We start from the raw sequence: 26,602 nt of genomic DNA, 5'->3' as shown, positions 1-26,602 counted from the left end.
ATTTTACATCGTTTGCTGCGCTTTTTTCATTTGTTCCGGATAGCCGAACGTGCCGTGCTCGGACAGATCGAGACCGATGATTTCTTGTTCTTCCGTGACGCGCAGGCCCATGACCACTTTCATGATGCCGAGCAGCAGGAAGGAAACGATCAGAACGTACGCGCCGCAGACGACGACGGATTCCAGCTGTACCCACAGCTGATGCCAGCTGCCCGTGTCGATAAGGCCGCCTTGGCCTACGTTCAGTTTCTTGGCCAGCGCGTCGGTGGCGAAAATGCCGTTCGCGAGCGTGCCCCAGATGCCCGCCGCGCCGTGCACGGAGAGCGCGAAGATCGGATCGTCGACTTTGATTTTTTCGAAGAATTTCGCGCTGAAGTAGACGAGAACACCAGCGAGCAACCCGATGACGACCGCCGCCCAAGGCTCGACGAACGCGCAAGTCGCGGTGATGGCGACGAGACCCGCAAGAGCGCCGTTCAGGGTGGTCGTGATGTCGGCTTTGCCGTTCATGAGCCAGGAGATCAGAAGCGCCGCCACCGCGCCGCCCGCCGCGCCGAGCTGGGTGTTGAACGCGACGTAACCGAAGAAGCCGTCGCCTACGCCGAGCGCGCTGCCCGCGTTGAAGCCGAACCAGCCGACCCACAAAATGAGAACGGACAGGGCGCCGAACACTTGGTTGTGACCGAGAATTTCGTTGGCGGAGCCATCCTTATTGAAGCGTCCGATCCGCGGCTTCAAGAGCACCGTAGCCGCGAACGCCGCGATGGCGCCCGTCAAGTGAACGACCGTCGAACCTGCATAGTCCTGCGCGCCTTTGGTGAACAGCCAGCCGTCCGCGCTCCAGATCCAGTGCGCGATGACCGGATAAATCAGCGCCGTGAAGAGCACCGTAAAGACCAGGTAAGCGGAAAGCTTGGCGCGTTCCGCGAAGCCGCCCCAAGCGATGGAGAGCGATACGGCCGCGAACGCCAATTGGAAGGTGAAGAAAATCGCCGGAGGAAGGCCTACGCCGTCGCCCGCCGCTTTGTCCGGCGAGAAGAAGAAATCGCCCGAACCGATCAAGTTGCTGATCGCGGTGCCGGTATTGTCGGCGCCAAACGCGAACGCGTAGCCGATCGCCCAGTAGATGAGGGTACAAAGACCCAGCGTGAAGATCGTCTTGCCGGCAATATGGCCGGCGTTCTTCATCCGGGTCGAGCCCGACTCCAGCAGAATGAAGCCGCCCTGCATGAGGATGACCAGAATGGCCGCGACGAGCACCCAAATCGAGTTCAATCCCATGTTCAGCGTTGCCGCGGACGGGTCGTCCGCGAAAGCCATTGCCGGGAATAACAGCGATAAAGCGCCTAATGAGACAATCAGTTTTTTGACCACAATGACCACTCCCTAATGTAATGTTTCATAACACGGTAGGAAAGACTTAATGTCATTATAGTCAGAAGTGCCTGTTTTGACAATATGGATTTTTCAAAATGCCGAAAAAAATCTAACATTCGTATTCGTTTAATAACGGAATGTTAAGTTTTTTCACAGTTAGGCTGAGAAATCGGCCTTTTCCGCCTTCTATCCTTCGCGTTTTTCCAGCCGCCTCCAAGCCGGATCCGGGAAATCGCCTGCTCTCGTCCATCCTTTTCCCCGTGATTCGAATTTCCATGTCAGGTTTTATTCAAGCAACAATTGTCAAAGCATTACGTTTGACTGTATGGTTAAGGCTTTGTATCATAGTGACAGAGGATCTTTTTGTACATACCCGCTTTATAATGAAAGAGGTGATTTCGATGACCGAACCTATGTTGTACCGGATCGGCGAATTAGCCAAGCTCGCCGGCGTCAGCCCGCGCACGATCGATTTCTATACTTCTTCGGGACTGATCGAGCCGGAACGCCGCTCGGCCAAAAATTATCGATTGTACAGCGATGAAACCTTAGCGCGACTGAAACGTATCGTAGAGATGAAGAAAGATAAATATTCGCTGGATGAAATCAAGGCAAGTCTGTCCGGCTGGGGCAAGCTATCCTCGAAAGAGGAAGTCTCCGGCCAGCTGATCGAGCTGGAGATTCATCTGGAGCAGCTGCAGCGCGAGGTCATGGCGATCGAACCCGTCATCAGCCAATTGAAGCCCGGACAGGCGAAACAGGTATTCAAACGGCTTATTCCCCAGACGGCCGCTTGCGTCGAGGCATTGATGCTGCTGCTGAACAAAGGCGGATTCATGTAGCATCTCATGAAAACGGAGGGAATCAGTCATGTTTTTTCATCCCATGGACTTTCTGATCATCATTGCCTTCATTTTGTCGGTTTGGGCGCAATTTCGCGTTCGCGGCACGTTTAACCGTTGGGCGGAAGTACCGACGGCCAGCGGGCTGACGGGTTATCAAGCCGCTCGGATGATGCTTGACCGGAACGGCCTCCATGACATCCCGGTCGAACCGGTTCCGGGCACGCTCTCCGACCACTACGACCCGATTCACCGCGTCGTGCGCCTGTCGGAGCACGTGTACTACGAAAACTCGATTTCGGCCGTCTCCGTGGCCTGCCATGAGGTCGGACACGCAATCCAGCATAAAGTACACTATCCGATGCTCGCGCTGCGCCACCGCATCTTTCCGGTCGTTAATTTCGCTTCCGGATTCGCGCCCCTGCTTCTCATCGCGGGCTTCCTGTTCCACGCAACGGGGCTGATCGGGCTTGGCATCATTTTCTTCTCCTGCGCGGTCGCCTTCCAGCTCGTCACGCTGCCGGTCGAATTCAACGCCAGCAACCGTGCGCGCGACATCATGGTCGCCGAGGGCTTCATCACCAATGAAGAAGAACGCGGCGTCGGGAAAGTCCTGAATGCGGCGGCACTCACTTACGTAGCCGCGGCGTTGATCTCGCTCCTCGAGCTGATCAAGTACATCATGATCTTCAATCAGGAACGCGATTAATTCGCAACGTCAAAAGCCAAAGGCGGGCAGCCCAGCTGCCCGCCTTTTTTTGTCGTTCGTCGCGCAGCCGTTTCCCGCGTCTCGGGGCGGGATGCACAAAGAAAGGACCGGCAACCCGTTACGGTGCCGGTCCTCAATTGACTTGCGCGTGTTACGTCCGGAAACGGCTCAACGTTTCCTTCAAGCCGGTCGAGACGGTTTCCAGCTGATCCGACAGCCGGACGAGCCCCTCGCTGATGTTCGTCTGCTCGCTGCTGAGCGAAGCGACTTCTTCGGAGGTCGCCGACGATTCTTCGGCCACGGCGCTGACGTTGCTCATCGCCTCGGACAGCACGACCTGCGAGCTTTCGAGCATGCCGATGGCATCCGTCACCGTGCCGAGCCTGCCGACGAAATCGCCCATCTGCCCCTGAACGGTCAAGAAGATTTGATTCGCTTCCTTGACGGCCTGAATCTGCTCTTGGAAGATCGGATACGCATCGGAAAGCACGCTGACCGTCTCGTCGATCTCCCGCTGAATCGTCTCCGTGATTTGGCCGACGACGTCGATCGACTGACGGGATTGGTCGGCCAGCTTGCGGATTTCGTCCGCGACGACCATGAAGCCTTTGCCGGCGGTACCCGCGCGAGCCGCTTCGATGGTCGCGTTCAACGACAAAATATTCGTTTGCTTCGTCATGTTGTTCAGAACATCCAAAATTTTGCGGATCGAACGCGTCGATTCCTTCAGACGGTCGACCTTCTCCACCATGGAGCGCGTCATTTCTTCGGTCATGCCGGTTTTTTCGATCAGCGTATTCATGTACGCGGTGCCTTGACGGCTCGCCTTCTCGACTTCGGCCGCGGCTGCGCCCATCTCCTGGTTCGCGTCCGTAACCTTCGCCATCTGTCCGCCGATGTCGCTCGTCAGATCGCTGCCCTTCTCCGCTTCGACGGCGAGGCTTGTCGCCCCGTTCGCGATTTCTTCCGTCGCGACGGCGATTTCCTTGGCGGAGATGGCGGTTTTCTTGGACGCGTCGGATAGTTCGCCCGCGGTCGCCAAGACGTCCTGCGCCGACTGGTTGGTCTGGTTCACGAGTACCGTGATTTGCGTCATCATTTGGTTGAAGCTTTGCGCCAGCTGGCCGATCTCGTCCTTCTTGCTGATCGTGGAGCGCACCGTCAGGTTGCCGCGCTCGCCTTCGTTCATCAGGTTGCGCAGGCTGACGAGCGGCATCGCGACCATGCGAATGACGAGGAGCCCGATCCCGATGGCGAGCAGCGCGGCGATGCCCGCAATGATATACGTCGCGTTGCGGATCTGCTTCGCGTCCTTGAAGAGCTCGGATACCGGTACCGTGCCGACGAGCTCCCAGCCCGTGCTTTCGAACTTATTGTACATGGCCAGCACTTGATCGCCGTCGGAATCGGTCGTCGTCCTCGAGCCCTCTTCCGCCGTTTTGCCGTCGGACGGCACCGCGACCGGGGAGGCCTGCTCCAGCTGAGCTTCGTCGGCGCTGTACACGATCTTGCCTTTGCCGTCTTGGATCAGTACTTCGCTGCCGCTTCCGAGCTTCAAGTCTTTCAGTTGATCGCCGACTTCCTTTAGGCGGATCTCGATCAGCAGCACGAAGCTGCCCTCGTTGCTGATCGTGTTCTTCATGACGCGGCCCATCGCGAACGTCGGATCGGTCGCCGCCGATGAGCTGTAGCCCTTCACCTTGGTCGGCAGCCATACCAGGCGGCCCGCGCCTTCCGTCACGCTCTTCATCCAGTCGGACTTCTGCGCGTCCGCCGTCGTAATATTCGTGCCGCCCATCGTGACGGAGGACGAGTCGCCGGACATCGGGACGATCGCCGCGCCGATGATCGACTGATTGCCGAGGATATACGATTGGACGGTATCGCTCAGCTTTTTCATCAGATCGAATTTATCGTAGTCGTCCGTCGCCTGCTTGTACTGCGTCAGGTAATCCTGGACGTTCTTGTCGAGCAGAATTTGCATGGACAGCGCTTCGTAGTTCTTGAACATCAGGTCTAGCTTGCCGTTCGATTGCGCGATCGCGACGGAGCTGGATTCCGCGACTTTCTCCTTGATGATCGATTTGGACGTGGAATAGGAGAATAGCCCGACGACGAGCACGCATACCACGATCGCGCTAAAAATAATCATGAACAGCATCAGGCCGACGGATTTAATCGGATTCGAAAACTTGACGTTCTTCAGTCCGTTGACGGAAGACGCGTACATCGATTTCACGCTGCCGTTCAAGCCGTTATCGGCCGCTTCCTTTGCCTGCTTGTCCCTCTTCCATTTGATCCCCATTGCTTGACACCGCCTGGTCTAGTGATAGATTTCCGATTCGAGTTGGTTGCGTACGTTTGCGGGCTGGCGTCGCCGGCGGGCCGATCTAGATCGAAACTCCCGTGCCGATTGGCAGAAACCGTTCTCGCAAGATGTTGCAATACCCAATTTATCGGTCCGGGGAATTCGTTTTGTTAGCCGAAATGGAAATTCGTTCACAAAAAAAACATCCTGCCGCAAGCGGCAAGGATGTTAGGTAGGTCTATTGGCATTCAACGAATTCGCTTGCGCATCATGTCCATCGGCTTCACCGGCGAATCGGTGCGCATGACGATATGCTGCAGCGGGTGTCTGGCAGCATCCAGCGGATGGCCTTCCGTATCGGCGATCTCGCCGACCGTTTGCTTGAAGAACGTGCCGTTCGGGCCGAAAAACTCCACTTCCTGGCCCGGCTTGAAATGGTTGCGCTGCTGCACGACGGCCGTTCCCGTCGCATCGTCGTACGAGACGACGACCCCGGCGAAATCGTACGGCGCGGCTTTTTCTTCCGGCTCGTAGATATGGTCCTCCGCGCCCGGCGTATCATAGAAGAACCCGGTATTGAGCGGACGGTTGGCGGCTTTCCGGATATCGTCGAGCCACTCCTGCTTCAGCTCGTAACCTTCCGGATCCGCCATATACGAATCGATGGCTTGACGATAGGCATTCACGACGGTCGCAACGTAATGCAGGCTCTTCATCCGGCCTTCGATTTTGAAGCTGTCGACGCCCACGTCGATCAAATCCGGAATATGCTCCAGCATGCCGAGGTCTTTGGAGCCCATCGTGAATTTATCGGCGTCCATGCCGACCATCGGCAGATCGTCCTCGTAGATGTCGTATTTCCACCGGCATGATTGGCAGCAGCCGCCGCGATTGGAGTCGCGGTCCGTGAAATGGTTCGACAGCACGCAGCGTCCGGAATACGACGAACACATGGCGCCGTGAATGAACGCTTCGATTTCGATGTCGACATTCGCTTTGATTTGCTCGATTTCTTCGAGGCTCGCTTCGCGGGCAAGCACGACGCGCGGCAGCCCCTCTTCCTTCCAAAACTGCACGGCCTGCCAATTCATCGTCGACTGCTGCGTGCTCAGATGCACTTCGAGCTTCGGCGCCACGCGCTGCGCGGTTTCGACGATGACCGGATCCGCGACGATGATCGCCGCGATGCCCGCCTGTTCCAACTCCCGCAGGTAGTCTTCCAAGCCCGCGATATCTTCGTTATGCGCGTAAATGTTCGTCGCAACGAATACTTTGGCGCCGTAACGCTTGGCGAACTCGACGCCTTCCTTCATTTCCTCGAAGCTGAAATTGTCCGCGTTGGAACGCAGACCGTATTTTTGACCGCCGATATAGACGGCGTCCGCGCCGTAATGGACGGCGAATTTCAATTTCTCCAAATTGCCTGCGGGAGCAAGCAATTCCGGCTTCTCCAGCCGGTTGCGTTTCCCCCGATAACGCCGGGGGGCCGTTTCTGTGGTCGTCACCGCGTTCACCTCCACTTTCCAAGGGTGACCTTGTACCTTAATACACTTGCTCTTTATAGAAAAACCCGTAGGACAGCTCCCGGTCCGGATCCTGCAGCTTCGCGATGGAATCGAGCCAAGCTTCGTCGAATGCGTACCCCAGCGGGTCCGCGGCGTACGCGTCGATCGCCGCGCGATAGGCGCGCACGACGGTCTCGTTATACGTACTTGATTTTAACAGCCCTTCGATCCGAAAGCTATCGATATTCGCTTCCATCAGCTCGTGCAGGTTCTCGATCATGCATAAATCGTCGGAGCTCATGATATGGGTTCCGTAGGCGTCTTCATAGATCGGAAAGCGCTCGTTCGGGCGTTCCGCTTCGACCAGGTAGAGACCGTCCTCCCGCTTGCCGTGCACCGGCACGTCTTCGAGGGAACCGTCTTTGCGCTGATGTTCGAAGTAATTGTGCACGAGCGGCCGCTTGGAATGATAAATGTTCGTCATGCCGTGCACCTGAACCTGCACGGCCAACTCCGTGTTCCGCTTCACGTCCAGGACTTGGTCCAGGTTGAGCTCGCGCGCGAGCACGACGCGGGACGCGCCCCGCCGTCCCCAATAATTCGCCGTCGCGTAGTTGGTCGACGTCATCTCGGCGTTCCAATGCAGCTTCATCTCCGGCGCGGCCGCGCGCGCCGCCATGAGCACGGCGGGGTCTCCGAACACGACCGCGTCGATGCCGGCCGCCGCGAGCGCCCGCAGGTAGTCCGGCAGCGACGCCACCGTCGCGTTATCCATGACGTTATTGACGGACGCGTAAGCGGCCGCGCCATGCCGATGGGCCAGCTTCGCGGCCTCGGCCATCGCGGCGACGTCGAATTCGCCGGGGAGACGCATGCCGTACCGGGACTCGCCGATCACGAACGCATCCGCGCCCGCTTCGATCAGCCGTTCCATATCGGCTAGAGAAGCTGCGTCGATGAGCAGCTCCGGCTTTGTTGCCATTTGCAAATCCTCCTAAAAGTTTTGTGAGCGAAGCCTGGAGCCAGTTTACCGGCAAAGAAACCAAAGCTGCTTCGAAAGCATAATCTATTGCTTCGCGGTTTGATTGCTCTTCGCGATGTTCTCGTTGTGCTGCTTCAGCGTCTCGGCAAACAAATGCTCGTGACTGCCGTCTTTCTTCGTGACGTAATAATAATAGTCCGTCTTCTTCGGAAAGAGCGCCGCTTCGATCGACTTGAGACTCGGCGACGCGATCGGCCCGGGCGGCAGGCCTTTGACCTTGTACGTGTTGTACGGGCTTTCCACCTGGAGATCGGACTGCATGAGCCGTTCCTTCTGTTTGTCCAGCAAATATTGCACGGTCGCGTCGATCTGCAGCGGCATGCCTTTCTTCAACCGGTTGAAGATAATGCCCGCCACGATCGGACGTTCCTCGTCGACGACGACTTCCCGTTCGACGAGCGATGCGACCGTCAGCATGCCGTTGAAGTCGACGTCGTTCGCGGCAAGTTGGTCTTCCCAATTCTCAGGCAGGCCGTCGAGTTTGCGGTCCAGCTCCTGAAGCATCCGGTCGATGATCGCGTCCGGCTTGCTGTCCTTCGGAAGCTCGTACGTCTCCGGGAACAAGTACCCCTCCAGACGATGGCGAAGCTTCGCATTCTTCGGAATGTTCTTGGACGCGTCGGTATCCGGCCACGCTTGGTCCTTGTCGGCCAGCGCGAGGAACGCGGATTTGTCGACGATGCCGTCCTTCGCGAGCGTGTCCGCGATCTGCTGAACCGTGAATCCCTCCGGAATGGTGAACCGGACCGTCGGCGCTTTGACCGTCTCGCCCGCGTTGAGCTTCGCGATGATCGCCTGCTTGTCCATGCCCGGCTTTAATTCGTACATGCCGGCTTGGAAACGCGGACCTTCGTCTTTATATCGCAGGTAATATTTGAACAGAAACGCGTTCCGGATAATGCCGTTCTCCTCGAGCGCTTCGGCGAATTGAAACGGCGAAGAGCCCTTCTTCAGCTCCACCTGCACGGCATCGCCGGCGCCGGTCGGACGCAAACCGTTCCAAATATACAGATACGTGCCGCCCGCGATCAAGATCATGAGGCCCAAAATCGTGGTAATGACCCAAAACGTAATGCGTGCTTTTCCCGGTCCCGCCGGACGGTCTTCCCCGTTCGTCCGTTCGCGATCCGGCAGGTGCTCTGATCGACTCAAGCCATGCTCCCCCGTTCTTCGACTATCGACGCGAATCCGCGCGGAAAGGGGCGGCATCGCCGCCCCCGTTCCGTGCCGTATGTCTTTCCGGGCGCAAACGCCTTAGGGGCGTTCGTCGCCTTCGAACAATAAATCGTCGTACGCTTCCGCGACGGCTTCCCATTCTTCGTCGTCTTCGATGGACTCGAGCTCGGGTTCTTGCTCGCCGTCGATCAGAATCCGGAAAAAGGCCATCTCATCGTCCTTCCGCATGCTCTGCGATTGCAGGCCCGCATAGGCCCGATCGCCCAGCTGGAACTCGGCCGCGATGCGATACGGCTCCGTCTCGCCTTGATCGCCGATCAAATCGACTTCCGTACCGAAGACGGGCTTCAAAATGGCAATGCGTTTCACTTCGGACACGTTCCAAGCTCCCTTCGGCCCGCGGGCGAGCCGTTAGTCGTTATCGTCAATCTCGGCAAGAAGCGTGTTGAAGGTTTCTTCGACCATGTTCCACTCTTCCTCGTCCTCGATCGTATACAATTTCAAATCGTCGCCGTCTTCCTCGTAGCGGAACGCGTACACTTCGTCCGCTTCCTCGTCCTGCTCGTCTTCGGCGTCTGCGTTCAGCGGAACGACCATCATATATTTCTGATCGGAGCCGTCTACCTCGAATTTCATGACTACCTCGAACTCTTCTTCGTTGCCTTCTTCATCCGGAATATAGATGATTTCCGGCTCTTCAAACGGCATGTTGTCCTTTGTCATCGTTACCCTCACCTTTTCGTTTTAGAATCGAGATAATTTTGCAAAATGAGCGTCGCCGCCATTTTGTCCACCACTAACTTTCGCTTCTTCCGGCTAACATCCGCCTCGAGAAGCGTCCGCTCCGCGGCGACGGTCGTCAACCGTTCGTCCCAAAGGTGTACGGGTACATTTAGCTTTTGCTGCAAATGTTGCGCGAATGCGATGCAAATTTCGCCACGCGGCCCGATGGTGCCGTTCATGTTCTTCGGTAATCCGACTACGATCTCAGATACTTCATGCTCCTGCACAAGCTTGGCGATCGCTTCGTCTTCGCCGTTGTCGCGCCTTCGCTCCACGACGCCGATCCCTTGCGCGGTCCAGCCGAATGCATCGCTGACGGCGACGCCGATCCTGCGGTCGCCGTAATCCAAACCCATAAGACGCATGCGACGGGAGCCTCATTTCTGTTCCGATTATTTGCTGTGCTGACTTAAGTAAGAGCGTACCAGCTCCTCGATCAATTCGTCGCGCTCTTTCCTGCGGATCAAGCTCCGTGCATTGTTATGCCGCGGAATGTAGGCCGGATCTCCCGACAACAAATACCCGACGATCTGGTTGATCGGATTGTAATCCTTCTCCAGAAGCGCGTCGTATACGGAAAGCATGATCTCTCTCGAGGAAGCTTCCCCTTCCGCCTTTACGTCGAATTTCATTGTCTTGTCCATTGAATTCATCGCCAGCACCTCGCTTTCCAAGCCGCTTGACAGCCGTTTTATAGCTATATCATATCACATTTGACTGTGCAAGAACCAGTTCCTCGGCAATTTGGAGCGCCTCGGCCAACTTCGACGGGTCTTTGCCCCCGGCCTGCGCCATGTCGGGACGCCCGCCGCCGCCGCCGCCGCAAACCGCCGCGGCTTCCTTCACGATCTTGCCGGCGTTGAAGCCCTGCTTGACGAGATCGGGCGACACGGACGCGACCAGATTGACCTTGCCTTCGGCGGCGGCGCCGAGCACGATGACGGCGCTCGGCAGCTTTGCCTTCAGCTCGTCGGCGATGCCGCGCAGCGCGTCCATCGACGGCGCGTTCACTTCCGCCGCCAGCAGCGTTACGCCGCCGACGCTCTTAGCTTGCGTTTCCAGAGAGCCCGCTTCGATGCGGCTCAACTTGCTTTGCAGCGACTCGTTGTCGCGCGTCAAGTCCTTCACCTGCGCGTGCAGCGCTTCGATGCGCTTCGGCACGTCGGTCAGGTTCGACTTCAGCAGCGAGGCCGATTGCTTGAGGAGGTCGAGCTGGCCTTCCATGTACAGGTACGCATGTCGTCCCGTCACCGCTTCGATCCGGCGCACGCCGGAGCCGATGCCGCTCTCGCTCACGAGCTTGAACAAGCCGATCTGCGAAGTATTCGCCACGTGGCAGCCCCCGCACAGCTCAAGGCTGTAGTCGCCGACGCGCACGACGCGGACGACGTCGCCGTACTTCTCGCCGAACAGCGCCATGGCGCCCATCGCCTTCGCTTCGGCAAGCGATTTGTAGTCGATGTCCAACGTCGTGCCGAGCCAGATCTGCTCGTTGACGCGGCGTTCGATGTCCGTCAGCTCTTCCGGGCTGATGCTGCCGAAATGCGAGAAGTCGAAGCGCAGCCGCTCCGGCTCGACCAAGGAACCCGCCTGGTTGACGTGCTCGCCGAGCACGTCCTTCAGCGCGCGGTGCAGCAGATGCGTCGCCGTATGGTTCTTGATCGTATCCTCGCGCGTCTTGGACGTGACCGCGGCTTGCACGGTGTCGCCCACTTTCAACGTGCCGTGCTCGACGACCGCGTGATGGAGCGGCTGGCCGTGCGGCGCTTTCGTCACGTTGTCGACGGAAAGCGCGAAGCCGCTGCCCGCGATCGCGCCGTTGTCGCCGACTTGGCCGCCGCTTTCGGCATAGAACGGCGTGCGGTCGAGAATGACCAGCACATGGCTGCCGGCGCCGGCTTCCTGCACGAGCGCGTCGCCGTCGACGATGGCGACGACCTTCGCGCCGTCTACCGTCAGGTCCCGGTAGCCCACGAACTCGGACTTCTCCGTGAAGTCCGCGAGCGGGCCGCCCTGGACGTTCATGCCGCCCGTCTCCTGACGCGCCGCGCGGGCGCGTGTGCGCTGCTCTTCCATGGAAGCGTCGAAGCCTTCGCGGTCCACCGTCATGCCTTGCTCGGCCGCGTAATCTTCCGTTAGGTCGAACGGGAATCCGTACGTGTCGTACAGCTTGAACGCGTCCGGTCCGCTGATCTGCGTGCCGCCCGCCGCCTGAGCCCCCTTAACCAGCTCGCCGAGCAGGGACAGTCCGTCGGACAACGTTTCGTGGAAGCGTTCCTCCTCCGTGCGCATAACCTTCTCGATGAACTCGCGCTTCTCGACGATTTCGGTATAGTGCGTGCCCATGATTTCGCCGACGATCCCGACGAGCTCGAACAGGAACGGACGGTCGACGCCGAGCGTCTTCCCGTATCGGACGGCGCGGCGAAGGAGACGGCGGATGACGTAGCCGCGGCCTTCGTTCGACGGCATGACGCCGTCGCCGACGGCGAACGCCACGGTGCGGATATGATCGGCGATGACCTTCAGCGCGACGTCGTGATCCGCGTTGACGTGATACGAGACGCCCGCGATCTCGCACGTCCGGTCGATGATCGGACGGAACAGATCGGTGTCGAAGTTGGAGTCGACGTTTTGCAGGATCGACGTGAAGCGCTCGAGTCCGGCGCCGGTATCGATATTCTTGTTCGGCAGCGGCGTGTAGCTGCCGTCTTTATTATGATTATATTGCGAAAAAACGAGGTTCCATACTTCGAGAAACCGTTCGTTCTCCCCGCCCGGCCAGCATTCCGGGTCGTTCAGGTCGCCGAAAGCGTCGCCGCGGTCGTAGAAGATTTCCGTGCACGGGCCGCAAGGGCCTTCGCCGATGTCCCAGAAGTTTTCCTCGAGCTTATAGATGCGCTCCGCCGGCAGGCCGATCTTCTCGTTCCAGTACCGGAACGCCTCTTCGTCCTCCGGATACACCGTGACGGACAGCCGGTCCGGGTCGAAGCCGATCCACTGCGGGCTCGTCAGGAACTCCCACGCCCACGTGATGACCTCTTCCTTGAAGTAATCGCCGATCGAGAAGTTGCCCAGCATTTCGAACATCGTATGATGACGGCGGGTTTTGCCGACGTTCTCGATGTCGTTGGTGCGAATGCACTTCTGCGAGTTCGCGATGCGCGGGTTGTCCGGGATGACGCGGCCGTCGAAGTAAGGCTTCAGCGGCGCCATGCCCGCGTTGATCCAGAGCAGGGACGGGTCGTTATGCGGCACGAGCGAGGCGCTCGGCTCGATTTTGTGGCCTTTGCTTTCAAAAAAAGCGAGCCATTTGGAACGAATTTCACTAGCTTTCATTCGGTTCAGCCTCCACATTGTCAAATGAAAATAAAAAAACGCCCCTAAAAACAGGGACGAATCGTTCGCGGTACCACCCTGGTTATCATTCGCCCGCGCGCGCGATCGCCGGAACGGCGCCGCATGCGGCCAAACAATCTCCTTATCAGAACGGTAACGGGTCCACCCGGCGAAGTTCGTTCGCACTCCGGAACCAGCGTTCGGCCATCCTTCGCCCTTAGAATTTTCTCAGCCGACGCGCTCCTCTTGCGAAGCGCGAAGAAATTCTTTCTCTGGGTGGCGGTCTATGGCGTACTTCGGTTCCATCCACGTTTTCATATCATGCGATTGACCTAGATAGAATCAGAATATCAGGAAACTGCATGCGCTGTCAAATCGTCTTCCTCCGGACGTAATACGCGAAAATATGCTGCACGATGACTTTGAGCGCGGCGAAGATCGGAACGGCTAAAATCATGCCGACGATCCCCGCGATTTCTCCGCCGACCAGCAGCGCGAAGATGATCGACAGCGGGTGCATATGCAGCGTCCGTCCGACGACCTGCGGCGACACGACGTTGCCCTCGAGAATTTGGCAGACGGTGTTCACGATGACCACCATCAGCATCATTTTAACCGAGACGGTCGAGGCCATGACGAGCGCCGGGGCTGCCCCGAAGAACGGGCCCAGGTACGGAATGATGTTCGTCACGGCGACGACGCTGGCAAGCAGCAGCGGATACGGCATCCCAATGATGAGGTAGCCGACGTACGCGAGCGTGCCGACGATGACGCAAACGAGGAATTGACCGCGGATGTAGCTTCCGAGCGCGTTGTCGATGTCTTTCAGCAGGCGGACCGCATGCTTGCGGTGCGGCTTGGGGACGTAGGTCAGCAGCGTCCGCTCGAACACTTCGAAATCCTTTAGGATATAGAAGGCGAGGAACGGAATGATGAACGCGATGAACACGACGTTCAGCATCGCCCCGATATTGTTAATGAAGCTGAAGATGGCGTCCGAGCCCTGTTTCTCCAGCTTGAACAGCGATTTATTGATGCCCGAGCGGATGCTCTCCGGCAGGAACGACGAATTGTTGAAGTCGTCGACGATATTCTGCGCTTTCATCGTCAAGTCCGGCATATGGCGGTTCAGCTCCTGCAGCTGCTCCAGAAACATGGGAATGGCATTCATCAGAATGACGGTGAGCGCCGCGCAAAACACGGCATAGATCAGCAGCACGGCCATCGTGCGGGGCACTTTGCGTTCGTGAAGCATGCTGACGATGGGATTCAGCACGTACGAGATGATCATCGCGATCAGGAAAGGCGCCAGCACCGCCCGCAAAAACACGTAGATATGGATGAAGATCGGCTTGAGCAGCAGCAGCAAATACAAGGCGGCCAGTCCCAAGATGAGATAGACGAGCCATGTAAATATCCGGTTGTTCGTAAACCGTTCCACGGCCGTATCCCTCCCTTGAATCGGCTAGCGCGAACCGCGGCGTCTCCCGCGCGAGCCGCGTCGATATCCCTAGTACTACAGTATATGTACAAGTTCCCGGAATCATCCCGCTCCCGGGAAGAAAGCTCTTGCTTCCGCCGCCCCTTCCTTCGCGCCGAAGGCTTCCGTTCATGTCTTCACCGGTTTCTTGATCTTCATCCCATCGCCCAAATCGATACGTACCATGCTCCCGCTCACGCTCTTTTTCGGCAAACGCAAAAAAGACGGCCTTCTTCAAGGCCGTCCTTCTTACAATTGGGTTCCGCGCGTCAGTTCGCGTGAACTTGCGGCATTTCGTCTTCGAAGAACAAGTCGTCGAGCGAGCTCAGCGTTCCGTCCTCTTCCACTTGATACACCGACATTTTCTCGCCGTTCACCGTCAATTCGATGAAACAGCCCCAGCAATAATACTGATGGGATCCGATTTTACCGATATCTTTAGAACTGCAGTTTGGGCATTTCATAGCTCATTTCTCCCTAATATCCGTCTCTGAACCCGCGACCGGCGACAGGTTGTCCTCGCTTCCGGCCGGTACTATAATTACATCGTTGCCAAGCATGACTTCATCAGCTTGCAGCGGAGCGGGAAGCCACTTGCGGCCTTCCATAATATCCGCTATGAAACCGTCCGTCAACTCATAGCCTATTATTTGTGTACCCTGTAAGTCGTTAAAATAAACATCCGATACGCGGCCAAGTTGTTCGCCATGAGCGGTAATGACGGGTAAATCCTTCAACCGTACGGTTCCGGTCAAAAAAGAGCGCTGCACGTCCGCTTGTTTGGTCCGCTTCACGGATGTTTCGTCCATAATGATCACGGCGTCTTCCCCGCAGACCAGAACTTCGTTCCACAGAACGGCTTTCATCGATGTCAGAAAGCGCCGTCCGGCGTCCAAAATGATGCCGCCGAGCTGCCAATGCTCGTCGAACCACGCGTCCTTCACGTGCCCGACATGCTTGCCGGCGTTCATTTCGATGACAGGCAGTCCAATCAGGTGCTGTAATCGCAACAAGGTTTGGGAGCCTCCTAGGCATTAGTACGAACGCGGCTCATAAAGGTTTCAACTTTTTTTGCCGCCAGTTCGAGTTCCTCCATAGTATTCCCCAATCCGAAGCTAAATCGAACGGCCGAATCGCGACGTTCTTGCGAGATGCCCATCGCCTGAAGCACGTGCGAAGGCTCGAGCGCTCCCGCGGTGCACGCGGAGCCGCTGGAAGCCGCGATGCCCGCCAAGTCCAAATTCATCAGCATCGTCTCCGAACCGATTCCGAGAAAGCTGAGATTGACGATATGCGGCGCATGCAGCCCGGGGTGGCCGTTCACGACGACCCGTTCCTCGCCGGCGATGGTTTTCATCCGTTCTATCCAAGTATAACGAAGCTTGTCCAGGAAAGGTTTCCTCTCCGCGGCCGAATTCACACAACGTTCAAACGCGGCGGCGAAACCCGCGATGCCTGCCGCGTTTTCGGTGCCCGGCCTTCTCTTCCGTTCCTGAGAGCCGCCATGAAGGAGCGGTTCGAGCTGCGTGCCTTTGCGCACGTACAGCGCGCCGACGCCTTGCGGCCCGTTGATCTTGTGAGCCGAGAAGCTCATGAGATCGACGGGCAGTTCGCGGAGTTCGATCGGCAGCGCGCCGAGCGCCTGAACGGCATCGACATGAAACACAGCGCCTCGAGACCGGACGATCGCCCCGATGTCCTCGATCGGCTGAATCGTTCCGGTCTCGTTGTTGACGTACATGACGCTGACGAGCGCGGTATCGTCCGTCATTGCCCGTTCCACGTCCGCGGCCGCGACGAGCCCCTGCCCGTCCACCGGCAGCACGGTGAGGACGAAGCCTTCCCGCTGCAGGAACTCGCAGGCATGCAGCACCGCATGATGCTCCGCCGCGTTCGTGATGATATGGGATTTCCCGCGCTTGCGGGCGGCCCGGGCGGCTCCGATCAGCGCCAGGTTGTCGCTCTCGGTCCCGCCGCTCGTGAAGACAAGCTCCGCCGGCGCGCAGCCGATGCCCGCGGAGATCGCGTCCCTCGCCCGGTTAAGCACCGCCCGCGCCTCGCGGCCGAAGCCGTGCGTGCTCGAAGCGTTGCCGCCCGCGCCCGCGTAGACGTCCATCATCGCCGCTGCGGCGTCCGGATGCATCGGCGACGAAGCCGCGTGATCGTAATAAATGCGTACCATTAGGCAATCATCCTTAAATATAGAACATATAGGAGTCTTGCTGAACCTCTTCCTTGTACGTGACGAGGTCCGCAAGCGTCGTCGAATCCAGTACTTCCGCGATGCTGTTGCGAATGCGCAGCCACAGGTTGCGCTTGGCCGGATCGTCTTCCTCCGTGAAATCGACCGGCGAAATCGGTCCTTCCAAAATGCGGATGACGTCCCCCGACGTAATCTGCGCCGGGTCCTTCGACAAAATATAGCCGCCGTAAGCCCCGCGGATGCTCTTGACGAGCCCCGCGTTCCGCAGCGGCGCGATCAGCTGCTCCAAATAATGCTCCGACAATTGGTTGCGCTCCGCGATGCTCTTCAGCGACGTCGGACCTTCGCCGAATTTGCCTGCGAGCTCCATCATGATCGTCAGGCCGTAACGGCCTTTCGTTGATATTTTCAATTCGAACACCTCTTCTTCGACGGGACGATATCTTATTTAAAGGTTGCGATTGTAAAAAGATTACAATTCATGGTATTCCCATATCACATCTATGTTAACATACTCGCGGCCAATTATGTTGAAAATTCGTTGACACTTTCATGAAAATCATTCAAGAAGTGTGCTACAATAGAATCTTAAGCGCCCTGCCATGCCTTCAAACACGGAATAGGGCTGAAATCTTGAAGGTGGTGGATCTGTACCCATGAGCAATTCCAATACGCGCGTCGTCGTAGGCATGTCCGGCGGCGTCGACTCGTCCGTGACCGCGCTGCTGCTGAAGCAGCAAGGCTATGACGTCATCGGCATTTTCATGAAAAACTGGGACGATACGGACGAATTCGGCCATTGCACGGCCGAGGAGGACGCGGAAGACGTGCGCCGCGTCTGCGACCAGATCGGCATCCCTTATTATACGGTCAACTTCGAGAAGCAGTATTTCGATAAAGTCTTCGCTTATTTTCTCGACGAATACCGCAACGGGCGCACGCCGAACCCGGACGTGATGTGCAACCGGGAAATCAAGTTCGGCGATTTCCTGCAAAAAGCGCTGGAGCTCGGCGCCGATTACTTGGCGACCGGCCATTACGCCCGCCTCGAACGAAGCGCGGAAGGCGAAGCCAAGCTGCTGCGCGGGGTCGATGCCGGCAAGGACCAAACGTACTTCCTGCATGCGCTCCGGCAGGACCAGCTGGCCAAAGCGATGTTCCCGATCGGCCATCTGCCGAAGCCCGAGGTCCGGCGCATCGCCGCCGAGTTCGGCCTTGCAACCGCCAAGAAGAAGGACAGCACCGGCGTCTGCTTCATCGGCGAACGCAACTTCAAGCAGTTCCTGAGCGGTTACCTGCCCGCGCAGCCGGGACCGATGATCGACATCGCAACGGGCGAAACGAAAGGCCGGCACGACGGACTCATGTATTACACGCTCGGACAGCGCCAAGGCCTCGGCATCGGGGGATCCGGAAGCGGGGAGCCGTGGTTCGTGGCCGACAAGGACTTGAAGGAAAACATCCTGTACGTCGTCCAAGGCGACGCGCACCCGAGCTTGTACTCGCAGGGCTTGACCGCGACCGGCATCAACTGGATCTCTCCCGTCCGGCCGGACGGCGAATTCGCCTGCACCGCGAAATTCCGGTATCGCCAGCCGGACCAGGGCGTCAAGCTGACGTTCCGTCCGGACGGCACCACGGCAGACATCGTCTTCGACGGACCGCAGAAAGCCATCACGCCGGGACAAGCGGTCGTGTTCTACGACGGCGACGTCTGCCTCGGCGGCGGAACGATCGACGCGGTAAACAAAGCCTGAGCGGCGGAACCGCAACATCCGGGAAAGAAAAGAGGCGTTCGATTAGTCGAACGCCTCTTTGTTTATTTATTTATCGATTTTTAATTGCTTGGTACGCACGCTCCGGATCGCCGCGGGCTTAACCCGTCTCGGCCTGCATTTCGACCTCGTGCAGCAGCTCTTCTTCGACTTCCTCGACCGTCCGCTTGCGGATTTGAATCCGCGAGATGCGCAGATGATCCGTTTCCTCGATGATGAACTCGAACCCGACCGGATGGACGATCCGCTGGCCCGCCGACGGCGGATTCTCGATCTGGGCGTACATCCACCCGCCGATCGTGTCGTAATCGTCGCTTCCGATCTCGGTGCCGAAATAGCTGTTCACTTCTTCGATCAGCATCATCCCGTTGATGGAATGCGTGCCGTCTTCCTTCGGCTCGATGTCGGGACGCTCTTCGTCGAATTCGTCCTGAATCTCGCCGACGATCTCTTCCATGATGTCTTCCAGCGTGACCAAGCCCGACGTGCCGCCGTATTCGTCGATCAGAATGGCGATCTGCGTCTTCTTCTTCTGCATCAGCTTCAACAGCGAGCTGATATGCATGGAATCCGGCACCGTCGTCATCGGACGGGCAATCTGCCGGATGTCGTGAATCGTTTGGTTCGTCACTTTGAGCAGGTCTTTTATATGAATGAATCCGATAATGTTGTCTTTGTCCTTGTCGCAGACGGGATAACGGGTATGCATTTCCTTGAGCGCGATCGCCCGATTCTCTTCGAACGACAGGTTGGCGTACAGACAGATCATCTCGGTGCGTGGAATCATGATTTCTCGGGCATGGGTTTCGGCGAACTCGAAAATGTTGTCCACGAGCGTCAGTTCCGTATTGTCGATCAATCCGGACTTGTGGCTCTCCTTCATGAGAATGCGGATTTCCTCTTCCGTGTGGGCCGATTCATGTTCGGCGGCCGGCTCGATGCCGAAAGCCTTCAGCATGAGATTCGCCATGCCGTTCAGCAGGAAAATAAACGGGTACATGATTTTGTAAAACGTCATCAGCGGAAACGCCGTCCACAGCGTCACCGTTTCCGACTTGCGAATCGCGTACGTCTTCGGCGCAAGCTCGCCGAGCACGATGTGAAACACGGTAATCAACGAAAAGGCGATGATGAACGATACCGTCGAAATGGCGACGGGACTGAAATGCAGCTTCTCCAGCAGCGGCTCCAGAATATGCGCGATGGCAGGTTCCCCTACCCAGCCCAATCCAAGCGAAGCCAGCGTGATGCCCAATTGACAGGCCGACAGATACGCATCCAAATTGTTCGTGAGCGCGGACGCGAAGCGCGCCCGGCGATTGCCGTCTTGGACGAGCGTGTCGATCCGGCTGCTTCTCACTTTGACCATGGCGAACTCGGCGGCGACGAAAAAGCCGTTCAAAAACACGAGCGCCAAAATTAAGAGAAAGCTCAACAATATGGGTAACGGGTCACTACTCAACGATTCCCTGTTCGCCGTTCGCGCCTAAAGCCGCGATCACGACTAACAGGTGCACCTCCTTCAGGGAATGAAATTATAAACTTCTTTTATAATACTACATTAGACGATCAGGTCTCGTTGCGTCAAATGCCGCCATCCCACCTTCTGGCCCGAAAATCGGGTTTTACTCATGTTTATTCTGTAAAGGTCGCCTTTTATGCGCCGTTTTCGCGCTCCTGCTACCGTTTATGAAGGCAACGCAGCGAAATCGCCTACTTGCGCCGCTCCTGATTTTGTCGAATCTTGTCCTCCATGCCCTGCTGGGTCGCGCTATAGAATTTCTTTTGGACGATCCGTTCCGGGAGATACGCCTGCTTCACGTAATGGCCGGGATAATCGTGCGGGTACAGGTAACCCACGTGGCCGAGCTTCGCGGCGCCGCTGTAATGGGCGTCGCGGAGATGCAGCGGCACCTCGGCGTTCCCGATGCTCTCGATCGTCGACATGACGTTGCCGATCGCCACGGCGGCGGCGTTGGACTTGGGGCTCTCCACCGCGAACAGGATCGCCTGGGCGATGTTGTATTTGGCTTCGGGCCACCCGATCTTATGATAAGCGTCCATCGCCGTCACGGCCTGCACCATCGCCTGCGGGTTGGCGAGCCCGATATCTTCGCTGCACGCCACGATGAGGCGGCGCAGGAAGGTCATCGGGTCCATGCCCAGCTTCTCGACGGCGTATAGGAACCAGAACAGCGCGGCGTCGCTGGATCCTCTGATGCTCTTATGGAACGCCGACAAGACGTCGTACTGCGTCGACTCGTCGGCGCGGATCGTCGGCTTGCGGATCGATTCCTCCGCGACCTCGAGCGTGATCGCGACGCTTCCGTCCGGCTGAGACGGCGTCGTCACCGCCGCCAGCTCCAGCGCGTTCAGCGCCCTGCGGATATCGCCGCCCGCCATGGACGCGATATGCCGCAGCGCGTCTTCGGCAACCTGCAGCTTCATGAAGCCGAGCCCCTTGACGGGATCGGCGAGCGCGCGGCGCATCGCTTCGAGCGCGTCCTCCCGCGTCAAGGCTTCGAGCTGGAACAGCGTCGACCGGGACAGCAGCGCCCCGTTGACGTAATGGAACGGATTCTCGGTCGTCGCGCCGATGAACACGATGATGCCTTGCTCGACCGCCGGCAGCAGCGCATCCTGGCGGGAAGCGTTGAAGCGGTGCACCTCGTCGAGAAACAGGATCGTTTTGCGGCCGTACATCGACTTGGTCAGCTTGGCCCGATCGATGACCTCCCGGACGTCCTTGACCGAGGCCTCGACCGCGTTCAGCTTCACGAATTCGCCCTGCGTCCGTTGGGAGATAATATGCGCGAGCGTCGTCTTCCCGCAGCCCGGAGGGCCGTAGAGCAGAATCGAAGACACTTGGTCACCTTCAATCGCTCGTCGCAGCAGCTTGCCGGGACCGACGACGTCGCGCTGGCCGATGTAGTCGTCGATCGTCTGGGGGCGCATCCGGTCCGCGAGCAGCTTGGCCTGCGGCTGCCGTTCCTCCTCTTGGTAGGTAAACAAATCCATCCGAATCACGTTCCTTTCCGGTTCATCATACCATACAAGCACACACGTTCGCCACGACGTCCGCGCATGCAAAGAAGCCTTCCCCATGCGGAGAAGGCTTCCCAAACCCGGTTATGCGTCGCGCGTTAGCCCGCAAACGTTTGGTACAGCAGGTAGATGTTCAAGACGGCGATGACGATCGCCACGAACCAGGCCAGTATTTTCAGCCAGAGCTTATTCGCGAAGCTGCCCATCTTCGCCTTGTCGCTCGTGAACTTCACGAGCGGAATGACCGCGAAGGAGAGCTGCAGCGACAGGATGACCTGGCTCAGGATGAGCAAATCCGCCGTGCCGCTCGCGCCGTACAGCCAAGTGACGATGACGGCCGGCACGACGGCGATCATCCGGGTGATCAGGCGGCGCAGCCATGGCTTCAGCCGGATGTTGAGGAAGCCCTCCATCACGATCTGGCCGGCCAGCGTGCCCGTCAGCGTGGAGTTCTGGCCGGAGGCGAGCAGCGCCACGCCGAACAGGATGCTTGCCGCGGTCGTGCCGAGCAGCGGCGACAACAGGTGGAACGCGTCGCCGATCTCGGCGACGTCCGTGTGGCCCGACGTATGGAACGTCGAGGCCGCGATGATCAGAATCGCCGCGTTGATGAACAAAGCGAAGAACAGCGCGATGGTGGAATCCCACGTGGCGTATTTGATCGCCTGGCGTTTGCCGAGCTCGGTCTGTTCGTACTGCCGCGTTTGAACGATGGACGAGTGCAAATACAAATTATGCGGCATGACCGTCGCGCCCAGAATGCCGATCGCGATATAAAGCATCGCGGGGTTCGAAATGATCTCCGTGCTCGGCACGAAGCCTTTCATGACCTCGCCCATTTGCGGATGGGACCAGAACATCTCGATCAGGAAGCAGCCGCCGATCGTCACGATCAGCACGATCACGAGCGACTCGATGAACCGGAAGCCTTTATTTTGCAGCAGGAGCACGAGAAGGACGTCGAGCACCGTCAAAATGACCCCGGCTATCAGCGGAATGCCGAACAGCAGGTTGAGCGCGATCGCCGAGCCGATGACTTCGGCAAGGTCGCACGCCGCGATGGCGAGCTCGCACAGCACCCAGAGCCCCATGGCGACCGGCTTGCTGTAATGGTCTCGGCAGGCCTGCGCCAGGTCGCGTCCCGTCACGATGCCCAGCTTGCCGGCCAGCGCTTGAAGCAGGATCGCCATCAGGTTCGACAGCAGAATAACGGCGAGCAGCGTATAGCCGAATTGGGAACCGCCGGCGATGTCCGTCGCCCAGTTGCCGGGGTCCATGTACCCGACGGCGACCAGATAGCCGGGACCCGCGAACGCTAAAAATTTACGGAACCATGAACCGTGCTTCGGAATCTTCATCGAGCGGTACACTTCCGGAAGCGAGTTCTGGGCTCTCTTCTGTCTCCATCCGGTTTCTTGCGCCAGCGGAGCCGATTGATTGGTACTCATTTGCCTTTCACCTCTTCGTGTTCGTAGTGTCACTATGTTATAACCTACAAGTATGCAGGGCGGAAACCATTGTTTCCTATTTTCATTGTACACCACCAAAAAAGTTTCATCAAGGCAACTTTTGTTGATTGGGACAAATTTCATGGCCTAGACAAAAAAGCAGGACTACCGGACGGATATCCGATAATCCTGCTTCTTGGGCTCTTCATCGCTTCTTCAGCGCCGCTTATTGGGGCTAAGCCATTCGCGCGATTCCGTTATGCCTGAGGCTTGTCCGACGGGCGCTTCAGCTGCTGCGCCAGCTTCGCCGTCATGTCGCCGATGCGCTTGGCGCGGGTAACTTCCTGCTTCGCTTCGTTGATCCAGCGAATGTATTCCTTGCGGTGCGACGGGGCCAGTTCCGCGAAGAACGACTCGGCTTCGGGCAGCGCTGCAAGCGCCGCCTTGACGTCGTCCGGCACGACGAGCTCCTTCGCCGCGCCCGTGCCCGCCTCGCGGACGGCGTCCGCCGCCCGCTTCGCCCGCGCGCTTGTCTGGACCGCGCCGACGGGACGGAACCGCATCGCCGACCACGTCTCGTCGACGGAGACGAGCGAGACGCCTTCCCAGCCTTCGTCGCGGACCGCTTTCCAGCCGCGGTCGCGGTTGATGTCGGTTCTGATTTTCGACGTGCCCTTCGGATAACAGATCCAGAGCAGGCCGTCCTTCTTCACGGCTTTGAGCGCTTTCGGCGCATGTTCGTTCAAGCTCGCGATGTCCTTCGCGAACAGCAGGACGAAATCGTACGTGCCGGCATCCATCTCGCTGAACGGCTCGGCGTTCTCGGCGCCGAGCGCCTCCTTGTACGATTCGTCCGGCGCTTCCAGCAGCGCGATGCGCATGTCGAGCGACAGCCGCAGCTTGTTCATCAATTCCACGTTCATAGGGCCTGTCCTCCCGCTTCGAGCAAATCGTTGACGACCGCGCTGACCATGATCAGGCCGGCCACCGGCGGCACGTACGCGTTGCTTGCCGGCGGCTGCTTCGCCTTGCGGATCTCCGGCGCGTTCTCCGGCACGATCCGCTGCGTGACGTCTTCGCGCGGCTTGATCGGCTCTTCCGTCGAGAAGACGACCTTCACGCCGCGCTTGATGCCTTCCTTCCGCAGCTTCTGGCGAACGACGCGCGCCACGGGATCCATCGACGTCTGCGAGATGTCCGCGACGCGGAACCGCGACGGATCCATCTTGTTGGCGGCCCCCATGCTGGAGATGACCCGAATGTTCCGCTGCAGGCATTCCTTGATGAGATGCACCTTGTAAATGATCGTATCGGACGCGTCGACGACGTAATCGAGCTTGTACGCGAACAACTGCTCGTACGTCTCCTCCGTGTAGAACATGCGAAGCGCGATGGCGTCGCACTCCGGATTGATCAGCTTGATGCGGTCGCGCATCAGCTCCGCTTTCGGCTGGCCGACCGTCGTCGTAAGCGCGTGTATCTGGCGGTTGACGTTCGTGATGTCCACGACGTCCTTATCGATCAGAATGATCCGGCCGACGCCCGTGCGCGCCAGCGCTTCCGCCGCCATCGCGCCGACGCCGCCGACGCCGAGCACCGCGACCGTGCTGCCTTTCATGATATCCAATCCCTCCGGGCCGATCGCCAGCTCCGTACGGGAAAATTGATGAAGCATCCTTCCTTGCACCTCCAAAGGCGATAGATAACGAATCCGGCTTTCGCCGCGCGGGGCGGACGAAAGCCGGGAAAGGGCTTAGTTTTGGGCGGTCTGTGCCGATGCCGCCGCCGCTGCCTCAGGCTGCTTCGCGGCCTTCTGGATCGTGCGGATATGCAGCTGCTGCAGCTGGGCGATGTCGACTTCGGACGGCGCGTCGCTGAGCAGGTCGGTCGCGCTCGCCGTTTTCGGGAACGCGATCGTTTCGCGCAGGTTCGTGCGGCCCGCAAGCAGCATGACGAGACGGTCGAAGCCGAACGCGATGCCGCCGTGCGGAGGCGTGCCGTAGTCGAACGCGTCGAGCAGGAAGCCGAACTTCTCGCGCGCTTCCTCCAGCGTGAAGCCCAGCGCCTTGAACATCATTTCCTGCACGTCTCGCTTATAGATCCGCATGGAGCCGCCGCCGACTTCGTAGCCGTTCAGCACGAGATCGTACGCCTGCGCGCGGATCTCGCCCGGATTCGTCTCGAACAGGTGCAGGTCGTCTTCGTTCGGACGCGTGAACGGATGATGCTCCGCCACGTAACGCTTCGCTTCCTCGTCGTAGCCGAGCAGCGGGAAGTCGACGACCCATTCCAGCTTGAACTGGGATTCGTCGATCAGGCCGAGCTGCTTGCCGATCTTGAGGCGCAGGTTGCCGAGGACGTCCGCGACGACCTTCTTCTTGTCCGCGGAGAACAGCAGCAGGTCGCCTTCCTCGACGCCGAGCCGCTCCGTCAGGGCCGCGATCTCCTCCGGCTTGAAGAACTTCACGATCGGTCCGCGCCATTCGCCTTCCTTCACCGTGACCCAAGCCAGGCCTTTGCCGCCATAGCGCGCCGCGAACGGCTGCAGGTCGTCAAGCTCCTTGCGGCTCCAGCTCGCGCAGCCCTTGGCGTTCAGCGCCTTGACGACGCCGCCGCTTGCCGATACGGTCGCGAATACCTTCACGTCGCTCGAAGACACGATATCGGTGATGTCTTCCATTTCCATGCCGAACCGGAGATCCGGCTTGTCGGAGCCGTATTTGTTCATCGCGTCCGCATACGTAATGCGCTGAAACGGACGCGCGATGTCCACGTTGATCGTTTCCTTGAACAGCTTCGCGACGAGCTCTTCCATCATATCCAGCAGCTGGTCCTGGGACAGGAAGGACGTCTCGATGTCGACCTGGGTGAACTCCGGCTGACGGTCCGCGCGAAGGTCTTCGTCGCGGAAGCAGCGCGCGATTTGGTAATAGCGCTCGAGGCCGCCGACCATCAGCAGCTGCTTGAAGATTTGCGGCGACTGCGGCAGCGCGAAAAATTCACCCGGGTGCACGCGGCTCGGCACGAGGTAATCGCGCGCGCCTTCCGGCGTGCTCTTGGTCAGAATCGGCGTTTCCACGTCGATGAAGCCTTGGCCGTCGAGGAAGTCGCGGAACACCTTCGCCGATTTGGAGCGGAGGAGCAGCGTTTTCTGCATTTCCGGACGGCGCAGGTCGAGGTAACGGTACTTCAGGCGAAGCGACTCGTCGACTTCGACGCCGTCTTCGATCGGGAACGGCGGCGTCTTTGCCGCGTTCATGATTTCGATTTCGGTGACGCGGACTTCGATCTCGCCCGTCGCGAGGTTCGCGTTGACCGTCTCGGCGTCGCGTTCGACGACTTGGCCGCGGACGGCCAGGACGTATTCGTTGCGCGCGCGGTCGGCGATCGCCAGCGCGTCGCCGGAGAAGGTCGGGTTGAAGACGATTTGCACGATGCCCGTGCGGTCGCGCAGGTCGATGAACAGCACCCCGCCGAGGTCGCGGCGGCGCTGCACCCAGCCGTTCAGCGTCACGGTCTGTCCGATATCCGCCTTCGTCAATGTTCCGCAAGCATGCGTTTTAAGCATCA

At 58.7% G+C, this 26,602-nt stretch carries 24 protein-coding genes; 3 read left to right on the top strand and 21 right to left on the bottom strand.

Annotated elements, in window-relative coordinates; genetic code table 11:
* Nucleotides 1–3: 3 nt before the first annotated feature.
* On the bottom strand, nucleotides 4–1,320 hold the full coding sequence (locus I8J29_RS15170) for an ammonium transporter (protein WP_208848429.1): 1,317 nt from the start codon (nucleotides 1,318–1,320) through the stop codon (nucleotides 4–6).
* A 458-nt stretch (nucleotides 1,321–1,778) separates the two neighbouring features.
* Between I8J29_RS15170 and I8J29_RS15165 the strand changes: the two genes are divergently transcribed.
* Together I8J29_RS15165 and I8J29_RS15160 are read left to right on the top strand one after the other, a co-directional pair.
* Entirely contained in the window at nucleotides 1,779–2,219 is a 441-nt protein-coding gene (locus I8J29_RS15165; RefSeq protein ID WP_240546213.1) for a MerR family transcriptional regulator, read from the top strand.
* A 28-nt stretch (nucleotides 2,220–2,247) separates the two neighbouring features.
* Entirely contained in the window at nucleotides 2,248–2,928 is a 681-nt protein-coding gene (locus I8J29_RS15160; protein WP_208848385.1) for a zinc metallopeptidase, read from the top strand.
* Nucleotides 2,929–3,079: 151 nt separating this feature from the next.
* Here I8J29_RS15160 and I8J29_RS15155 read toward each other — a convergent pair whose 3' ends face one another.
* From I8J29_RS15155 to cymR, 14 genes are all read right to left on the bottom strand, one after another.
* Entirely contained in the window at nucleotides 3,080–5,233 is a 2,154-nt protein-coding gene (locus I8J29_RS15155) for a methyl-accepting chemotaxis protein (RefSeq protein ID WP_240546212.1), read from the bottom strand.
* Between the two features lie 251 nt (nucleotides 5,234–5,484).
* Complete coding sequence (locus I8J29_RS15150; protein WP_208848384.1) at nucleotides 5,485–6,741, bottom strand: peptidase U32 family protein; 1,257 nt, start codon at nucleotides 6,739–6,741, stop codon at nucleotides 5,485–5,487.
* A gap of 37 nt (nucleotides 6,742–6,778) precedes the next feature.
* The gene (locus I8J29_RS15145; protein WP_208848383.1) at nucleotides 6,779–7,723 is read right to left on the bottom strand and encodes a peptidase U32 family protein; all 945 of its coding nucleotides are present in this window, start codon (nucleotides 7,721–7,723) and stop codon (nucleotides 6,779–6,781) included.
* A gap of 84 nt (nucleotides 7,724–7,807) precedes the next feature.
* A complete protein-coding gene (mltG, locus tag I8J29_RS15140; RefSeq protein WP_240546211.1) occupies nucleotides 7,808–8,935 on the bottom strand; it encodes an endolytic transglycosylase MltG in 1,128 nt (375 codons plus the stop codon).
* A 102-nt stretch (nucleotides 8,936–9,037) separates the two neighbouring features.
* On the bottom strand, nucleotides 9,038–9,337 hold the full coding sequence (locus I8J29_RS15135; RefSeq protein WP_338113169.1) for a DUF1292 domain-containing protein: 300 nt from the start codon (nucleotides 9,335–9,337) through the stop codon (nucleotides 9,038–9,040).
* 33 nt (nucleotides 9,338–9,370) lie between these two features.
* Entirely contained in the window at nucleotides 9,371–9,682 is a 312-nt protein-coding gene (locus I8J29_RS15130; protein WP_090641625.1) for a DUF1292 domain-containing protein, read from the bottom strand.
* 8 nt (nucleotides 9,683–9,690) lie between these two features.
* Nucleotides 9,691–10,107 carry a Holliday junction resolvase RuvX gene (gene ruvX, locus I8J29_RS15125; protein WP_090641626.1) on the bottom strand — a complete coding sequence of 139 codons (417 nt, stop codon included), beginning with the start codon at nucleotides 10,105–10,107 and terminating at the stop codon, nucleotides 9,691–9,693.
* A 27-nt stretch (nucleotides 10,108–10,134) separates the two neighbouring features.
* Nucleotides 10,135–10,395 (bottom strand): IreB family regulatory phosphoprotein, encoded by a 261-nt coding sequence (locus I8J29_RS15120; RefSeq protein ID WP_090642134.1) that lies wholly within the window; start codon nucleotides 10,393–10,395, stop codon nucleotides 10,135–10,137.
* Nucleotides 10,396–10,444: 49 nt separating this feature from the next.
* Nucleotides 10,445–13,081 carry an alanine--tRNA ligase gene (alaS, locus tag I8J29_RS15115; protein WP_276316291.1) on the bottom strand — a complete coding sequence of 879 codons (2,637 nt, stop codon included), beginning with the start codon at nucleotides 13,079–13,081 and terminating at the stop codon, nucleotides 10,445–10,447.
* Between the two features lie 370 nt (nucleotides 13,082–13,451).
* Nucleotides 13,452–14,522 carry an AI-2E family transporter gene (locus I8J29_RS15110; RefSeq protein ID WP_090641629.1) on the bottom strand — a complete coding sequence of 357 codons (1,071 nt, stop codon included), beginning with the start codon at nucleotides 14,520–14,522 and terminating at the stop codon, nucleotides 13,452–13,454.
* A gap of 308 nt (nucleotides 14,523–14,830) precedes the next feature.
* Complete coding sequence (locus tag I8J29_RS15105; protein WP_090641631.1) at nucleotides 14,831–15,025, bottom strand: hypothetical protein; 195 nt, start codon at nucleotides 15,023–15,025, stop codon at nucleotides 14,831–14,833.
* A gap of 3 nt (nucleotides 15,026–15,028) precedes the next feature.
* On the bottom strand, nucleotides 15,029–15,574 hold the full coding sequence (locus I8J29_RS15100; RefSeq protein WP_208848381.1) for a PRC-barrel domain-containing protein: 546 nt from the start codon (nucleotides 15,572–15,574) through the stop codon (nucleotides 15,029–15,031).
* 14 nt (nucleotides 15,575–15,588) lie between these two features.
* On the bottom strand, nucleotides 15,589–16,743 hold the full coding sequence (locus I8J29_RS15095; RefSeq protein WP_208848380.1) for a cysteine desulfurase family protein: 1,155 nt from the start codon (nucleotides 16,741–16,743) through the stop codon (nucleotides 15,589–15,591).
* A gap of 13 nt (nucleotides 16,744–16,756) precedes the next feature.
* Nucleotides 16,757–17,176, bottom strand: a complete 420-nt coding sequence (gene cymR, locus I8J29_RS15090; protein WP_090642135.1) for a cysteine metabolism transcriptional regulator CymR — start codon at nucleotides 17,174–17,176, stop codon at nucleotides 16,757–16,759.
* A gap of 244 nt (nucleotides 17,177–17,420) precedes the next feature.
* Here cymR and mnmA point away from each other — a divergent pair, with 244 nt between their 5' ends.
* Complete coding sequence (gene mnmA, locus I8J29_RS15085) at nucleotides 17,421–18,521, top strand: tRNA 2-thiouridine(34) synthase MnmA (protein ID WP_208848379.1); 1,101 nt, start codon at nucleotides 17,421–17,423, stop codon at nucleotides 18,519–18,521.
* Between the two features lie 118 nt (nucleotides 18,522–18,639).
* Here the strand turns inward: mnmA and I8J29_RS15080 are convergent, their stop codons facing one another.
* The 6 genes from I8J29_RS15080 to aspS form a co-directional block, all read right to left on the bottom strand.
* On the bottom strand, nucleotides 18,640–20,001 hold the full coding sequence (locus tag I8J29_RS15080; RefSeq protein WP_208848378.1) for a hemolysin family protein: 1,362 nt from the start codon (nucleotides 19,999–20,001) through the stop codon (nucleotides 18,640–18,642).
* Nucleotides 20,002–20,252: 251 nt separating this feature from the next.
* A complete protein-coding gene (locus I8J29_RS15075; protein WP_208848377.1) occupies nucleotides 20,253–21,557 on the bottom strand; it encodes a replication-associated recombination protein A in 1,305 nt (434 codons plus the stop codon).
* 125 nt (nucleotides 21,558–21,682) lie between these two features.
* Entirely contained in the window at nucleotides 21,683–23,032 is a 1,350-nt protein-coding gene (locus tag I8J29_RS15070) for an Nramp family divalent metal transporter (RefSeq protein WP_208848376.1), read from the bottom strand.
* A 257-nt stretch (nucleotides 23,033–23,289) separates the two neighbouring features.
* Nucleotides 23,290–23,955 carry a YdeI/OmpD-associated family protein gene (locus tag I8J29_RS15065; RefSeq protein ID WP_208848375.1) on the bottom strand — a complete coding sequence of 222 codons (666 nt, stop codon included), beginning with the start codon at nucleotides 23,953–23,955 and terminating at the stop codon, nucleotides 23,290–23,292.
* Entirely contained in the window at nucleotides 23,952–24,707 is a 756-nt protein-coding gene (locus I8J29_RS15060; RefSeq protein WP_208848374.1) for a tRNA threonylcarbamoyladenosine dehydratase, read from the bottom strand. Before I8J29_RS15060 ends, I8J29_RS15065 begins: the two co-directional genes overlap by 4 nt.
* Nucleotides 24,708–24,785: 78 nt before the next feature.
* Complete coding sequence (gene aspS / locus I8J29_RS15055; protein WP_240546221.1) at nucleotides 24,786–26,600, bottom strand: aspartate--tRNA ligase; 1,815 nt, start codon at nucleotides 26,598–26,600, stop codon at nucleotides 24,786–24,788.
* Nucleotides 26,601–26,602: the final 2 nt, after the last annotated feature.

Origin of the sequence: Paenibacillus artemisiicola (genome assembly GCF_017652985.1) — a bacterium.
GTDB lineage: Bacteria > Bacillota > Bacilli > Paenibacillales > Paenibacillaceae > Paenibacillus_Z > Paenibacillus_Z artemisiicola.
The sequence above is the reverse complement of the archived record's forward strand: the minus strand, read 5'-3'. Positions and strand labels throughout refer to the sequence as shown.